This is a genomic window from Actinacidiphila sp. bgisy144 (assembly GCF_057708105.1).
In genome coordinates, this window is sequence record NZ_JBYIRM010000023.1 from 133,660 (window position 1) to 147,744 (window position 14,085).

Sequence of the window (14,085 nt, forward strand, 5' to 3'; positions counted from 1 at the left end):
TGCGTCGCGCGCGTGAACCGCAGGTCACGCGCCCGCCGCCCGCCCCCTCGGCAAGGTGTTCATCACCCGTCCGCCGTACGGGAGTCGGGCGCGTCGCGGGGCTCGCGGAGCTCCCGGGCCGAAGAGGCGAGCGGCCGACTCCGGGGTACGGAGCGGCCGCTCGGTTGCTGCGAGGTGGTGCGGTGCGTCAGATCCGCACGCCGAACTCGAAGGGCATGTCGCTCATCGCCTCGTAGCGCACGACCGCGCCCGGCTTCGGAGCGTGCAGCACCATGCCGTTGCCCGCGTAGAGCCCGACGTGGTGGAAGTCGCCGTAGAAGATGACCAGGTCGCCGACTTCGAGCTGCGAGGCGCTGTAGATCCGGGTGCCGGCGTTCGCCTGCTCCTCGGAGGTGCGGGGTATGGAGGCCCCGGCCTGGGCGTAGGCCCAGGAGGTCAGGCCCGAGCAGTCGAACTGGCTGGGCCCGGTGGCGCCGTAGTAGTAAGGGTCGCCGATCCTGGTCTTGGCGGCGTCGAACGCGGCCTGCGCGAGGGCGCTGGCGGCCTTGGCGTTGCCGAGGTCCACCCGGGAGCTGGCCCGGCTGGCGGCGGCCGCGTCCTGGGCCGCGATCTGCGCGCGCTGGGCGGCGGTCAGGCTGTTGAGGACCGTCTGCGCCTTGGCGAGCTTGGTCTGCGCGTCCTTCTTGTTCTTCGCCAGGTCCGCGCGGGTGCTCTGCACCTCCGCGAGCTTCGCGGCGGCCTGGGCCCGCTCCTGGTCCAGTGTCTGCTTCGCGCTCTCCAACTGCTGGAGCGCGCCGGCCTGGAGCGAGGTGATCTGGTCGAGCGAGCTCGCCTGGTCCAGGTAGTCGTCCGGGTTGGAGGACAGGAACAGCTGGAGCGAGGGGTCGATGCCCCCGCTGCGGTACTGCGAGGCCGCGATCGCGCCGATGTTGTCCCGCAGCTTGTTCAGCTTCTCCTGCTGGCGGGCGACCTGGTCCTGGAGGTTGGACGCGTCCTTCTGCAGCGACGTCAGCTTCTCGTTGGCCGCGTCGTACTTCTGCGTGGCCTGCTCGGCCTGGTCGTACAGCGCGTCGACCTTGGACTTGGCGTCCTTGACGGACTCCTTGGCGGGCGCTGCGTTGGCGGCCTGCGAGGACAGCGCGACCGCTGCCGCCGCGGTGGCGGTCAGTACGGTGACGCGCATGCGGCTTGCCGGCTTGGGACGACGGTGGGACGCCACGAAGGCGGTCTCCTTCTTCCTTCAGCCGCCTACCGGTTCACTGGCGGGCGGCCTCCGAGCGTCACCCGGGTTGGATGATCGACTGCGCGGAGGTACGAGCCCCGACCCTAGTGACCGGACTGTGATCGGTTCAAATCCTTGTAGGCAAAATCTCGACCGCATCGCATATTCTTTACGCACCTTGCACATGGGGTGAGGGTCACCGAACGCAGCGTTGACGGTCGTGCGCAAGTGAACACCGGCCACCGCCCGCCGGCCCGGCCCGCGCACCGCGCCACCGCCGAACGGCCGGAAAACGACGGTGAGTTGGCGCTATCAGACCCGGGCGAGCCGCTTGAGCAGCAGCACCGACGCCACCGGGCGGGCCCCGGCTTTCGCCACCCCGTCGGCCACCTCGCGGTCCGCGGAGACCACCACGATCTGCCGCCCGGGCGGCTCGGCCCGCACCAGCCGCCGGATCAACTCATCAGCGGTCTCACCGGCCTTGGAGAACAGCACCCGCACCCCGCGCGGCGGCGCGAGCAGCACCGGCATGTCCAGGTCGGCGCCGTCGAAGACGCAGGTGACCTCCGCGCCGCTCTGCGCGGCCAGCGCCGCCAGGCCCCCCAGCAGCCGCAGCCGCTGCTTCTCCAACGGCAGCGCCGGATAACCGGTCTTGGTGACGTTGTAGCCGTCGACGACCAGGTGCGCCTGCGGCAGCGCGAGGAGCTGGTCCAGCAGCGCCGGGTCGGTGTCCGACAGCGCCCTGGTGGCGATGTCGCGCGCGCTGAACGCCCCGGGCGCCACCGCGTCCACGGTGTCGGCCGGCCGCACCCCGAGGGTGTCGCGCGGCGGCAGCGCCAACTCGCGGCGCAGCCCGGCCGCCGCGTCCAGCACCGTGTCCAGCAGCAGCCGCAGCCGGACCTCCTCCACGCTGCGGCCCTCGCGCACCGCGCGCCGCCCGGCCTCCACGGCCGCCTCGGCCTCGGTGAGCTTCGTCCGCAGCCGGCGGGCCTCGCTCTCGGCCGCGGCGCGCTCGCGCGCGGCGGCCGCCCGGACCTCGTCCAGTTCGGCCTGGAGCTTGCGCTGCGCGGACTCCGCCCGCTTCACGTCGCTGTGCGCGGCGCGCAGCTTGCGGTGCAGCGCGTCGCCCTCCTTGCGTACGGCGTCCAGCTCGCCGCGGGCGCGGGCCGCGTCCGCGCGGACCTGCGCCTGGAGCGCGGCCACCTCCTCGCGCAGCCGGGCGAGTTCGCGCACCGCCTCCTCGTCGGCCCGCTCGGCGTCGGCCCGTTGGACCTCCTCGCCCGCGGTCGCCACGAGCTTGGCCCAGCCCTCCGGGCGCAGCAGGTACGCCGCCGCCGCCACGTCCAGCGGATCGGCGGCCGGCGGCGCGGTGCCGGCGTCGAGCGCGCCGGTCAGCTCCGGCTGCGCCTCGCGCAGCCGCCCGGCGACCTTCTGCCGGAACGCGGCGTCGGACTCCAGGGCGGCGGCCAGCGCGGTCCCGGCGTACTTCACGCGGCGGGTGGGGGTGAAACGGGCGTACGGGCGCAGGGACACCGGCAGTTCGGGGAAGGTGAACCCGCCGAACGCGTCGGCGGCGATGGCGACCACCCGGTGGCGCACGCCCTCGGGCAGCGGCCGGTCGAGCGTCGGCTCGCCGGGACCCGGCGCGAGCTCCTCGTCGGGCAGCGGTCGGCCGCCGTTACCATCCACCAGTCACTCCCTGTCGGGTTCCTCGGCGCCCTCCCGGCCTCCTTCGATCCCTCCGGCCGTCGCCTGCTGCTTCCATTGTCCCCGCAACAGGACTCAACCCTGTGCGGGACCGTCCGTCACGTCCTTGCCGGGCCGGTCCACCAGTTCGATCTGGTCGACCGCGTTGCACCACCGGCAGCGCACGGACTCCACGGTCTCGCTGAGCACCTCGGTCTCCTCGGTGCGCGGCTCGCCGCCCAGGTCGAGGTGGACGTACTCGACCACCCGGGTCGAACGGGTGACGTCGAACCTCGTCAGGTTGCCGCACAGGGTGCAGCGCCACCTGGTGGTCGCGGTCGGCAGGGGAACCGTCATCGGCTCGGGCACCTCTCTCGTCTCGGTGCGTCCACGGGGGCGGACCTCGGCTCACCCCTACCCATCAGGACGGGCGTGTGTGCCCCGGTCACCCTACGGCCTTGGAGGCACGGCGCGCTGCGGCGAGGCGTTCCCTGCCGGTTGGTCCGCTTCCGTCATGATCGGTGCATGGTCATCCCGGTGTACGACAAGAACCCGGTCCGCCGCCGTCCGGTCGTGACCTACGCGCTCATCGCCCTGTGCACCGCGGTCTTCCTGGCCGGCCCGGTCTCCGGCTTCGTCCGCCTCTACGGCAGCGGTCACGCGCTCCAGTGCGCGCAGGCGGTGTACTTCGACCGCTGGGGGGTGATCCCCAGCGAGCTGTTCCACGGCCGCACCCCGGTCGCGCAACTCGACCTGCCCGCGGGCTGCCGCACCCCGGGCGCCTTCCCGAAGGTGCCGTTCCTGTCGGTGCTGACCTCGATGTTCGTGCACGGCGGCTGGCTGCACCTGATCGGCAACATGCTCTTCCTCTACGTCTTCGGGGACAACGTGGAAAGCCGCATGGGCCGGGTGCGCTTCGCGCTGTTCTACCTCGCGGCGGGCTACCTCGCCGCCTACGGGTTCGCCTTCGCCAACAGCGGGGACACCCAGAGCCTGGTCGGCGCGTCGGGGGCGATCTCCGGGGCCCTGGGCGCCTACCTCTACCTCTATCCCAGGGCCCGGGTGACCAGCCTGTTCCCGTTCCTGTTCTTCGTGCCGCTGCGCTTCCCGGCGTGGGTGGTGCTCGGCTTCTGGTTCGTGCTCCAGTGGCTGGCCGCGCAGACCGCGCAGGGCGGGCCCGGCGTCGCCTACCTCGCGCACGTGGTCGGTTTCGCCTTCGGCTTCCTGTGCGCATGGGTCTGCTACCGGCCACGGCGTAAGGTGAGCGTCGTCATCGCACCCACCCGAGGAGACGTCCAGCCGTGATCACCGCGATCGTGCTCATCAAGACCTCAGTGGACCAGATCCCCGAGATCGCCGAGTCGATCGCCGCTCTGGAGCACGTCAGCGAGGTGTACTCGGTGACCGGGACCTACGACCTGGTCGCCCTGGTGCGGGTCGCCCGCCACGACGACCTCGCCGACATCATCCCCGGGCGCATCTCCAAGATCCCGGGTGTCGAGGTGACCGACACGCACGTGGCGTTCCGGACGTACTCCCAGCACGACCTGGAGGCCGCGTTCTCCATCGGGCTGGACTCCTAGCCGCCCGTACTCCTGGCTGCCCGTACTCCTGGCCGCCCGCGCCTTCGTGGAGCGCGCCGTCCGTCAGCGGACGGGGACGCAGCGGCCCGCCTCGGTGCGGTAGCTCCATGCGGCGCCCTCGCGGACGAGGGTGCCGACGGCCCCGAGGAAGCGGTCGATGTGCTCCTGGGGGGTGCCCGCGCCGAAGCTGACCCGGACGGCGTTCAGGGAGCGCTCACCGGGCTCGGCGTCGGGGGCGCCGCACTCCCCCGGCTCGTCCGGCTCCGTGTCCAGGAGGGTCCGCACCAGCGGGTGCGCGCAGAACAGCCCGTCCCGTACACCGATCCCGTACTCCGCCGAGAGCGCCGCAGCGAAGTGCGAGGAGTTCCAGCCGCGCACGACGAAGGAGAGCACGCCGACCCGGGCCGAGCCGGACCCGAACAGCGAGAGCACCCGCACCTCGGGGAAGGCGGCGAGGCCGTCCCGCAGCCGGGCGAGCAGTTCACGCTCACGGGTGACAAGGGTGTCGAAGCCCGCCTCGGTGAGCGCCTTGCACGCCGACGCGATGGCGTAGGCGCCGATCACGTTCGGCGAGCCGGCCTCGTGCCGGGCGGTGCCGGAGTGCCACTCCACGGACAGCTCGTCACCGGAGCGGGCGACCTTGCGGGTGGCGCCGCCCCCGGCGAGGTACGGCTCGGCGTCCCGCAGCCAGTCGGCCCGCCCGGCGAGCACCCCGGCGCCGAACGGCGCGTACAGCTTGTGCCCGGAGAAGGCCACCCAGTCGACGTCGAGCGCGGTGATGTCCACCGGGTGGTGCGGGGCGAGCTGGGCGGCGTCCAGCACGATCCGGGCGCCGTGCCGGTGTGCGGCGGCCGCCAGTTCGCGCACCGGCCAGATCTCGCCGGTGACGTTGGACGCGCCGGTCACACAGACCAGCTTCGGGCCCTTGGGGGCGCCGTGCAGCGCCACGTCCAGGGACGCGACGGCCTGCTCCGGGGTGCGCGGCGCGGGCAGATACACGACCTGCCCGCCGTCGACGCGCTGCCAGGGCAGCAGGGCCGCGTGGTGCTCGGTGTCGAAGACGTAGACGCGGGTCCCGGCCGGGAGGGCGGCGGCCAGCAGGTTGAGCGAGTCGGTGGTGGAGCGGGTGAAGATCAGCTCGTCGTCCGGGCGGCAGCCCAGGAACTCCGCGACGGTCTCGCGGCTCTGCTCGAACAGGTCGGTCGACAGCTGCGAGAGGTAGCCGGCACCGCGGTGCACGCTGCCGTAGTACGGCGCGTAGGCAGCGACGTCGTCCCACACCCGCTGGAGCGCGGGGGCGCTCGCGGCGTAGTCGAGCGCGGCGTACCCCACTTCCCCACCGGTGACGAGCGGCACCCGCACGTCCCGGCCGAGCACGGGCAGCGGGGCGGACGTACAGGTGGGGCAGTCGGCGTCGGCGCCTTCGCTGATGGCGGTGGCGGTGGCGGCGACCCCGACCGTGCTCTTGGCGGTGCTGGTGGTGCTGGTGCGGGCGGCGGAGGTGGCGGCGGTGGTCAAGGCGAACTCCCGGCGGAAGGCAGGCGAAAGCACCACGAAGCGGCGGCCGGGAACGGCCGCGCGGACGGCGCGGTGCAGAGGTGATCGGGCGGAATTGCTGGTGGCAGAACCGGGGCCGACAGGCCCTAACGCATTCGCTTGCTCATGAAAGAACTCCCCAGTCCGGCTTGCTGTGAGCCTCGCTGCATCACAGCCTGGTCATCACCCGGGGCACCCCGCCTCGGACGGAGGGTTGCCGGACAGCGAGCCGGGGCCTTTGCGCTGTCACTCGTGACCTGGGACAAGATTGTGCCATACGGCGGCGCGGGCGCAAGACCCCGTCCGGAAAGTGGACGGCGCCGTGCGCCCGCGCCTCTTCGCTACGCCCGGGTCGCCGCCACCCAGCGCTCCAGGACGCCCTCGGCCGCGCCCGAGTCGATCGACTCCGCCGCCCGGACCAGGCCGGCGCTGATCCGCTCCTCCAGGGTGCCGCCGCCGGTGACCCCCAACGCGGTCAGCGTCGCCGCGGAGTTGAGCAGCACCGCGTCCCGCACCGGCCCGCGCTCACCGGCGAGCAGCCGCCGGGCCACCTCCGCGTTGTACCCGGCCTCGCCGCCGCGCAGCGCCTCCACCGGCACCAGCTCCAGGCCGACGTCCCGCGGGTCGAACCCGGTGTGCTCCACCTTGCCGTCCTTGACCACCCACACCTGCGAGGTCGCGGTAGTGGTCAGCTCGTCCAACCCGTCGTCACCGCGGAACACCAGCGCCGACGAACCGCGTTCGGCGAGCACCCCGGCGAGGATCGGCGCCATCCGCAGGTCCGCGACGCCGGTCGCCTGCGCCCGCACCCGCGCCGGGTTGGTCAGCGGGCCAAGGAAGTTGAAGGGCGTCGCCACCCCCAACTCGCTGCGCGCGGCGGCCACATGGCGCAGCGCCGGGTGGAACCGGACCGCGAAGCAGAAGGTGATGCCCACCTCCACGGCGACCTCCGCGACGCGCCGCGCGGGCAGGTCGAGGTTCACGCCGAGCGCGGCCAGCACGTCGGACGCGCCGCTCTTGGAGGACGCGGACCTGCTGCCGTGCTTCACCACCCGCGCGCCGGTACCGGCCACCACGATCGCCGACATCGTGGAGATGTTCACGGAGTTCGACCGGTCGCCGCCGGTGCCGACCACGTCCACGGTCGGGCCGGGCACCTCGATCGTCGTCGCGTGCGCGTACATCGCCTCGACCAGCCCGGCGATCTCCGCGACCGTCTCGCCCTTGCTGCGCAGCGCCACCGCGAAGCCGGCGATCTGCGCGTCGGTGGCCTCGCCGCTCATGATCGAGTCCATCGCCCACGCGGTCTCCGCGGAGCTGAGGTCGTCGCGGCGGATCAGGGCGCCCAGGATGTCCGGCCACGAGCGCGCGGCCCCGGGTACGCCTCCGGCGGGGTGCACAACGCTCATGGCTTCACGCTCCATGTTCCTAGGGCGGTACGTCCCCCGCACCCTACCGGTGCACGGCGCCCCCCAGGGGCGCGGGGAACTGCGCGCTCAGCCGTCTGCGGACCGCAGGTCGTCACCGGCCCAGTGGGGCAGTTCCTGTCGTTGCCGGACCACCCGCCGGTGGGTGGCTGGTCGCTCCGTTCTCCCCCAGAGCTGCGCCTGGGCGGTGCCCCCACGCGCCCCTTGCGGCACCCGAAAGCCCGGGCCGGGCACCCTGCTTACGGGTGCCCGGCCCGGGCCGGGGGTGTGGCTGAGGTCAGCGCAGCGATCAGTGACCGTGCCCGCTCGTGATCTCCTCGTACTCCTCCGCCGTCGGCTTCGGGATCTGGCTGTGCTCGCCGTAGAACCCCTGCGACAGCTTCGCCTGGACCTTCGCGATCGGGCTGACCTTGCGGGCCACCCCGTTCTCGTCGGTCTCCGGGCCGAGGTCGATCGGCCGCGGCTGCTCGTGCGCGGTGAGGACGTGCAGCTGCTGCTGGGACAGCGGCTCGTGCACCTCGATGAACTCGCCGTGCGGCAGCCGCTTGATGATGCCGCTCTCCCGCCCGTGCAGCACCTTGTCGCGGTCCCGGCGCTGGAGCCCCAGGCAGATCCGCTTGGTGATCCAGAACGTGATCACCGGAGCCACGAAGAAACTGACCCGGACGAACCAGGTGATCGCGTTGATCGACAAGTGGAAGTGCGTGGCCCACAGGTCGTTGCCGCCACCGATCAGCAGCACGAAGTACTCGGTCAGCCAGGCGACACCGAACCCGGTGCGCACCGGGCGGTTGCGCGGCCGGTCGAGCAGGTGGTGCTCGTTCTTGTCACCGGTGACCCAGGACTCGATGAACGGGTAGACGGCGATCGCCATCATCACCAGCGGGAAGATCAGCAGCGGGATGAAGACGCCGAGCACCAGGGTGTGGCCCCAGGCCCTGATCTCCCAGCCGGGCATCACACGGATCAGGCCCTCGGAGAAGCCCATGTACCAGTCGGGCTGGGCACCGGTGGACACCTGGTCCGGCCGGTAGGGGCCCATCGTCCAGATCGGGTTGATCGTGGCCACCGCGGCGATCGCGGCGATGACACCGAAGACCAGGAAGAAGAAGCCGCCGGCCTTGGCCATGTAGATCGGCATCAGCGGGGCGCCGACGACGTTCTTCTCGGTCTTGCCGGCACCCGGGAACTGGGTGTGCTTGTGGAAGAAGACCAGGATCAGGTGCGCGACCAGCAGACCGGCCATCAGACCCGGCAGCAGCAGGATGTGCACCGAGTAGAAGCGGCCCACGAAGTCGTGGCCGGGGAACTCCCCGCCGAACAGGAACATCGACAGGTAAGTGCCCACGATCGGCACCGACAGGATCGCGCCCTCCATGAACCGCACACCGGTGCCGGACAGCAGGTCGTCCGGGAGCGAGTAGCCGGTGAACCCGGTGAACATGCCCAGGAAGAGCAGCGTCCAGCCGAAGAGCCAGTTCAGCTCGCGCGGCTTGCGGAACGCGCCGGTGAAGAAGACGCGCATCATGTGCACGATCATCGCGGCGATGAAGATCAGCGCGGACCAGTGGTGGATCTGCCGGACCAGCAGACCGCCGCGGACCTCGAAGCTGATGTGCATCGTGGAGGCGTACGCCTCGGACATCTGCACACCGTCGAGCGGCGCGTACGGGCCGTGGTAGACGACCTCGTTCATGCTCGGGTGGAAGAACAGCGTCAGATACACACCCGTGAGGATGAGGATCACGAAGCTGTACAGGCAGATCTCGCCGAGCATGAAGGACCAGTGGTCCGGGAAGATCTTGCGCAGGTTGGACTTGGCCAGCTTGTAGAGCCCGAGCCGGCCGTCGGTCCACTCCGCGACCCGTTCACCGGGGTTCGTCGGCCGACCGCGGCGGGTCGGCGCGTCGTCGGTCATGGTGCTCATGAACGCTCCCAGAATGCCGGGCCGACGGGCTCCTCGAAGTCGCCGAGCGCGATGAGGTTGCCCTCACTGTTGACGCTGATCCGAAGCTGCGGCAGCGGGTGGCCGGCGGGGCCGAAGAGCACACGCGCGCCGTCGGACAGGTCGAACGTCGACTGGTGGCACGGGCACAGCACGTGGTGCGTCTGCTGCTCGTACAGGCTGATCGGGCAGCCGACGTGGGTGCAGATCTTGGAGAACGCGACGATGCCCTCGTGGCTCCACTCGCGCTCGCGCTTGTCCTTGATGTCGTCCGGCTTGAGCCGGATGATCATCAGGGCCGCCTTGGCGAGCTGCTCCTGGTAGTCGTCCTGGCTCTCCTCGAGGCCGTCCGGCGTCGCGAAGGTCAGCGAGCCGACGACGACGTCCTCGGGGCGCAGCGGCTGGTTGGTGTTGTCGTTGATCAGCTGCTTGCCCTTGGCCCACATGGTGTGGTCGAGCTTCTTCTCCGGCAGCGGGCCGAGGTCGCGCAGGATGACCACGCCGGCCAGCGGCACCATGGTGAGCGCGCCCATCATGGTGTTGCGGATCAGCTTGCGGCGGCCGAAGCCGCTCTCCTTCGCGCCGGTGATCCACTGCTGGCGGACGTTCTCCCGCAGCTCGTCGTCGGCGTCGATGCGGTGCCGCTCGTCGACGACCTCCTCGTCCGCCATCAGCGTGCGGGCCCAGTGCACGGCGCCCGCGCCGATGCAGAACAGCGCCACGCCCAGCGTGAGGCCGAGCGAGAAGTTCAGCGCGCTGACGTGCCCGAACGGGAAGATGTAGACGATCTTGTCGACCGGGAAGATCACGAAGCAGGCGATGAACGCGATGGTGCCGAGCATCGACAGCAGGAACAGGCCGGCCACCACCCGCTCGGAGTGCCGGGCCGCCTTCTCGTCGATGTCCTGGCGCCGGTGCTCGTGGGGCGGCAGCCCGGGGTCGGCGAACGGGTCGGCCGTGGCGACGCTGCCGCCGTGGTGGCCGCCCTGCCCGCTCGGCAGGTTCTCTGGCACGGTGTTGTGCGATCCAGTCTCGTCGCTCATGATTTCTTGGCCTTAGTCGTCCGGGCGGCGAGCCAGACCGCGATGCCGAGCAGCGTGCCGAGACCGAAGACCCAGGCGAACAGGCCCTCGGACACCGGGCCGATGGAGCCCAGGGTGAAGCCGCCCGGGTTGGGGCTGTCGGCGCTGTCCACGGCCTTCAGGTACGCGATGATGTTCGCCTTCGCGTCGGACGGCATCGTGCTGTCCGGGAAGGACGGCATGTTCTGCGGGCCGGTCTGCATCGCCTCGTAGATGTGCTTGGACGAGACGCTCTTCAGGCTCGGCGCGAACTTGCCGTGCGTCAGCGCACCGCCCTTGCCCACGAAGTTGTGGCACTGCGAGCAGTTGGTGCGGAACAGTTCGCCACCCTTGGCGACGTCGGCGGACGCCGGGCTGTACTGGTCCTTCGTCGGGGTCGACGGGCCGGGGCCGAGCGAGGCGACGTACGCGGCGAGCTGGTCGATCTCGGACTGGCTGTAGGTGTTCTTCTTCTTCTCGACCTGCGCGCCGGGCTGCTTGGCGGGCATGCGGCCGGTGCCGACCTGGAAGTCCACCGCGGACGAGCCGACGCCCACCAGGCTGGGCCCGTTGGTGCTGCCCTGGCCGGAGCTGCCGTGGCAGCTGGCGCAGCCGACGTCGTAGAGCTTCTTGCCCTGCTCGATGGCGAGGGAGGACTGCGAGGTGTCAGCCTGCGCCTTGGGCGCCGGCGCGAGCGCGGCGTACAGCCCCCCGGTGGCCGCGAGCGCGAAGAGTAGGACGACAAGCGCCGCCATCGGATGGCGCCGTCGTACGGAGAGCTTTTTCACGGATTACCCCGGTGTCAGGATCTCTTGTGTCGATGCTTCTGGCGGTGCCGTCGGCGGGGCGCGTCCTCCGTCCGGAGTACGGCGCGGGCGCCGGCCGGCGCGGTACCGGCTACTTGATCAGGTAGATCGTGGCGAACAGGCCGATCCAGACGACATCGACGAAGTGCCAGTAGTAGGACACGACGATGGCTGCGGTGGCCTGCTGATGGGTGAACCGTTTGGCCGCGTAGGTACGGCCCAGCACCATCAGGAACGCGATCAGACCACCCGTCACATGCAGTCCGTGGAACCCGGTCGTCAGGTAGAACACCGAGCCGTACGGGTCGGAGCTGAGCGAGATCCCGTCCTTCTTGACCAGGTTGGTGTACTCGAAGATCTGCCCGCCGATGAAGATCGCGCCCATCACGAACGTCACGATGAACCAGGAGCGCAGCTTCTTCACGTCGCCGCGCTCGGCGGCGAAGACGCCCATCTGGCACGTGAAGGAGGAGAGCACGAGGATCGTCGTGTTCGTCGCGGAGAACGGCACGTTCAGCGCGTCGGCGTGTGCCTTCCAGAAGGTCTCACCAGTGACCGACCGAAGGGTGAAGTACATCGCGAAGAGGGCCGCGAAGAACATCAGCTCGGAACTCAGCCAGATGATGGTCCCGACGCTGGTGAGGTTCGGCCGGTTGACCGACGGGTGCGCGTGCCCGGTTTCTACTGCTGTTGCTGTCGCCACGTCCGACATTATGTCGGTCCCTTATCCGGCGCTGACTCCGGGGGTCCCCCTTCGGTGTGTCAAGCCCGCTCGGCGACCCGCACGGCCTAGTTGGGCGTCCTTCGATCGGGCGACCCCTCCTCCGGAACCACCTGGCGGGAGTAGCATCCGAGCCACTTGAGAAATCCTTCACGAGGAGGAGCCACGATGCAGGCGACCGCCACCGTGCTGGTCTACAGCGACGACGCCAACACCCGGGAGCAGGTACGGCTCGCCGTCGGGCGCCGGCCCTCCGCCGACCTCCCCCCGGTGCAGTACCTGGAGTGCGCGACACTGCCCGCTGTGCTCAGCGAGTTGGAGCGGGGCGGCGTCGACGTGATGGTGCTCGACGGGGAGGCGAACCCGGCGGGCGGGATGGGCGTGTGCCGCCAGGCGAAGGACGAGGTCTTCCGCTGCCCGCCGGCGCTGGTGCTCATCGGGCGCCCGCAGGACGCCTGGCTGGCCACCTGGAGCCGCGCCGACGCGGCGGTCACCCATCCGGTGGACCCGGTGGCCCTCACCGACGCCCTGACGGTGCTGCTGCGCCGCCGCCTGGAGCCGACGAAGAAGGCCGTCGCCCACCGCTGAGCGCGCGGTGGACGACGGCGTGCGCACCCAAGGCGCGGGCGGCGACTAGGCCGTCTGGGGTGACAGGCGGGCGGGGGTGCCGGCCGGGACGTCGACCGGGGTGGTCTGGTCCTGGCCGGTGCTGCCGCTGTCCCCGGGGCTGCTGCTGGTGCTGCCGCCGGTGCCGGCCGAACCGCCGTTCAGCGCGCTGCCCTTCTGCCACTGGGCCCAGCTGAGGTTCCAGTCGCCGATGCCGTTGTCGAACGCGGTCATCATCGGGCCCTGGCTGTTGACGACCTGCACGATGTCGCCGACCCGGACGTGGTCGAAGAACCACTCCGCGTCGTCGGTGCTCATGCCGGTGCAGCCGTGGCTGACGTTGGCGTACCCCTGGGAGCCGACCGACCACGGCGCGGCGTGCACGTACTCGCCGCTCCATGTCACCCGGGTGGCCCAGTAGACGGGCAGGTCGTACGAGTCCGAGCTGCCGGCGGCGATGCCGACCGTGGAGCTCTTCATCTGGACGAACGACTCCTTGTCCAGCACCACCTTGATGCCGTTGCGGGTGTCGAAGCCGGGCTTGCCGGTGGTGACCGGGAGGGTCCGGACCACCTTGCCGTCGTCCTTGAAGGTCATCTGGTCGCTGGAGGCGTCGGTGAGCGCCTCGATGCGGTCGCCGGTGTGGATGGTGAGCGGCTTGTCCGCGGCGCCGTAGACCTTCTTGGCGATCTGTACGCCGCCGAGGGTGCTGCGCGCGGTGATCGTGGCGTGCGCGGGCCAGTACGTGCTGGGCCGGTAGTGCAGGGTCTTGTCGTCGACCCAGTACCAGGAGCCCTGGGCGGCCTTCGGGCTGCTGACCACCTGGAGGTGGGACTCCACCACCGCACGGGACTTCCGGTCCTTGACAGGGGCGCTCAGCGAGGCGGTGAGGGGCTCTCCGACGCCGTAGGTGCCGGTGTCCGGGCCGAAGGTCACATGGAAGCCGGCCGCGGCGCCGGTGGTGTCGAACTTCAGCGTCTTGCGGCCGGGGTGGCCGCCGGAGTCCTCGGTGCTCACCCGGACGGTGTAGTGCGCGCCGGCGGCGAGCGGGGTGGTGGAGTGCCAGCTCTTGCTGTCGGCGCTGAGCTGGCCGTTGACATAGCGTCCGGTCGAGTCGGTCGCGACCACGTCGGTGATCTGCGAGCCGCCGTTCACGGAGACCTTGAGGGGCTTGGCCGGGTTGGCCTTGCCGCCGTCGGCGGTGCCGAAGGTGACCTTCGCCGCGGCGTCGTGGGGGGAGGATGCCAGCGGGTTGCCGCCGCCGCTGCAGGCGGCGAGGCCTATCGCGAGGGGCGCCGCGAGGATCGCGCGGCGCACGGTTATCAGCCGGCGGGGGCGGGGGCGCTCGGGAAGGTGGTTCATGCGTTCACGCTAAGAACGGCCACCGGAATCCGCGCGGTGGACGCCTGCAAAACGGTGAGGGCGGGCCCCGGCACCGTGGAGGTGCTCCGGGACCCGCCCTGGGTCGGGGGGCGCTCCACGGGGGGACTCA

The 14,085-nt window shown here is 71.0% G+C and carries 13 protein-coding genes and 1 riboswitch; of the genes, 3 read left to right on the forward strand and 10 right to left on the reverse strand.

The genetic code is table 11. The features are described from left to right. Positions 1–187 precede the first annotated feature (187 nt). The 3 genes from AC3EVP_RS25080 to AC3EVP_RS25090 all read right to left on the reverse strand — a co-directional run bounded on the left by AC3EVP_RS25080 (position 188) and on the right by AC3EVP_RS25090 (position 3,265). Positions 188–1,219, reverse strand: a complete 1,032-nt coding sequence (locus tag AC3EVP_RS25080; protein WP_335974022.1) for a C40 family peptidase — start codon at positions 1,217–1,219, stop codon at positions 188–190. Between the two features lie 315 nt (positions 1,220–1,534). Further along, positions 1,535–2,914: an NYN domain-containing protein gene (locus AC3EVP_RS25085; protein ID WP_435133292.1), complete on the reverse strand. Its 1,380-nt coding sequence runs from the start codon at positions 2,912–2,914 to the stop codon at positions 1,535–1,537. Between the two features lie 90 nt (positions 2,915–3,004). Next, positions 3,005–3,265, reverse strand: a complete 261-nt coding sequence (locus AC3EVP_RS25090; RefSeq protein WP_335974025.1) for a hypothetical protein — start codon at positions 3,263–3,265, stop codon at positions 3,005–3,007. Between the two features lie 168 nt (positions 3,266–3,433). Here AC3EVP_RS25090 and AC3EVP_RS25095 point away from each other — a divergent pair, with 168 nt between their 5' ends. After that, complete coding sequence (locus tag AC3EVP_RS25095) at positions 3,434–4,213, forward strand: rhomboid family intramembrane serine protease (protein ID WP_335974029.1); 780 nt, start codon at positions 3,434–3,436, stop codon at positions 4,211–4,213. Further along, positions 4,210–4,491 carry an Lrp/AsnC family transcriptional regulator gene (locus AC3EVP_RS25100; protein ID WP_335974033.1) on the forward strand — a complete coding sequence of 94 codons (282 nt, stop codon included), beginning with the start codon at positions 4,210–4,212 and terminating at the stop codon, positions 4,489–4,491. Before AC3EVP_RS25095 ends, AC3EVP_RS25100 begins: the two co-directional genes overlap by 4 nt. A 63-nt stretch (positions 4,492–4,554) precedes the next feature. Here the strand turns inward: AC3EVP_RS25100 and AC3EVP_RS25105 are convergent, their stop codons facing one another. The 6 genes from AC3EVP_RS25105 to ctaE form a co-directional block, all read right to left on the reverse strand. Continuing rightward, a complete protein-coding gene (locus tag AC3EVP_RS25105; protein ID WP_435133295.1) occupies positions 4,555–5,922 on the reverse strand; it encodes an aminotransferase class V-fold PLP-dependent enzyme in 1,368 nt (455 codons plus the stop codon). 245 nt (positions 5,923–6,167) lie between these two features. After that, positions 6,168–6,285: riboswitch (SAM riboswitch) on the reverse strand. An 83-nt stretch (positions 6,286–6,368) separates the two neighbouring features. Beyond that, complete coding sequence (gene trpD / locus AC3EVP_RS25110) at positions 6,369–7,436, reverse strand: anthranilate phosphoribosyltransferase (protein WP_435133271.1); 1,068 nt, start codon at positions 7,434–7,436, stop codon at positions 6,369–6,371. Between the two features lie 307 nt (positions 7,437–7,743). Further along, positions 7,744–9,381, reverse strand: a complete 1,638-nt coding sequence (qcrB, locus tag AC3EVP_RS25115) for a cytochrome bc1 complex cytochrome b subunit (RefSeq protein ID WP_435133274.1) — start codon at positions 9,379–9,381, stop codon at positions 7,744–7,746. Continuing rightward, positions 9,378–10,442 (reverse strand): cytochrome bc1 complex Rieske iron-sulfur subunit, encoded by a 1,065-nt coding sequence (gene qcrA, locus AC3EVP_RS25120; RefSeq protein WP_435133276.1) that lies wholly within the window; start codon positions 10,440–10,442, stop codon positions 9,378–9,380. The genes qcrB and qcrA overlap by 4 nt, the downstream gene beginning before the upstream one ends. Beyond that, entirely contained in the window at positions 10,439–11,248 is an 810-nt protein-coding gene (gene qcrC, locus AC3EVP_RS25125) for a cytochrome bc1 complex diheme cytochrome c subunit (RefSeq protein ID WP_335974046.1), read from the reverse strand. The genes qcrA and qcrC overlap by 4 nt, the downstream gene beginning before the upstream one ends. Before the next feature lie 109 nt (positions 11,249–11,357). Further along, positions 11,358–11,978 carry an aa3-type cytochrome oxidase subunit III gene (gene ctaE / locus AC3EVP_RS25130; RefSeq protein ID WP_328463083.1) on the reverse strand — a complete coding sequence of 207 codons (621 nt, stop codon included), beginning with the start codon at positions 11,976–11,978 and terminating at the stop codon, positions 11,358–11,360. A gap of 177 nt (positions 11,979–12,155) precedes the next feature. Here ctaE and AC3EVP_RS25135 point away from each other — a divergent pair, with 177 nt between their 5' ends. Then, positions 12,156–12,575, forward strand: coding sequence for a hypothetical protein (locus AC3EVP_RS25135; protein ID WP_335974054.1), 420 nt, complete (start codon positions 12,156–12,158; stop codon positions 12,573–12,575). Between the two features lie 45 nt (positions 12,576–12,620). On the opposite strand, the gene AC3EVP_RS25140 is transcribed toward AC3EVP_RS25135, so the two are convergent. Further along, the gene (locus AC3EVP_RS25140; protein ID WP_335974058.1) at positions 12,621–13,955 is read right to left on the reverse strand and encodes a L,D-transpeptidase; all 1,335 of its coding nucleotides are present in this window, start codon (positions 13,953–13,955) and stop codon (positions 12,621–12,623) included. Between the last annotated feature and the right edge of the window lie 130 nt (positions 13,956–14,085).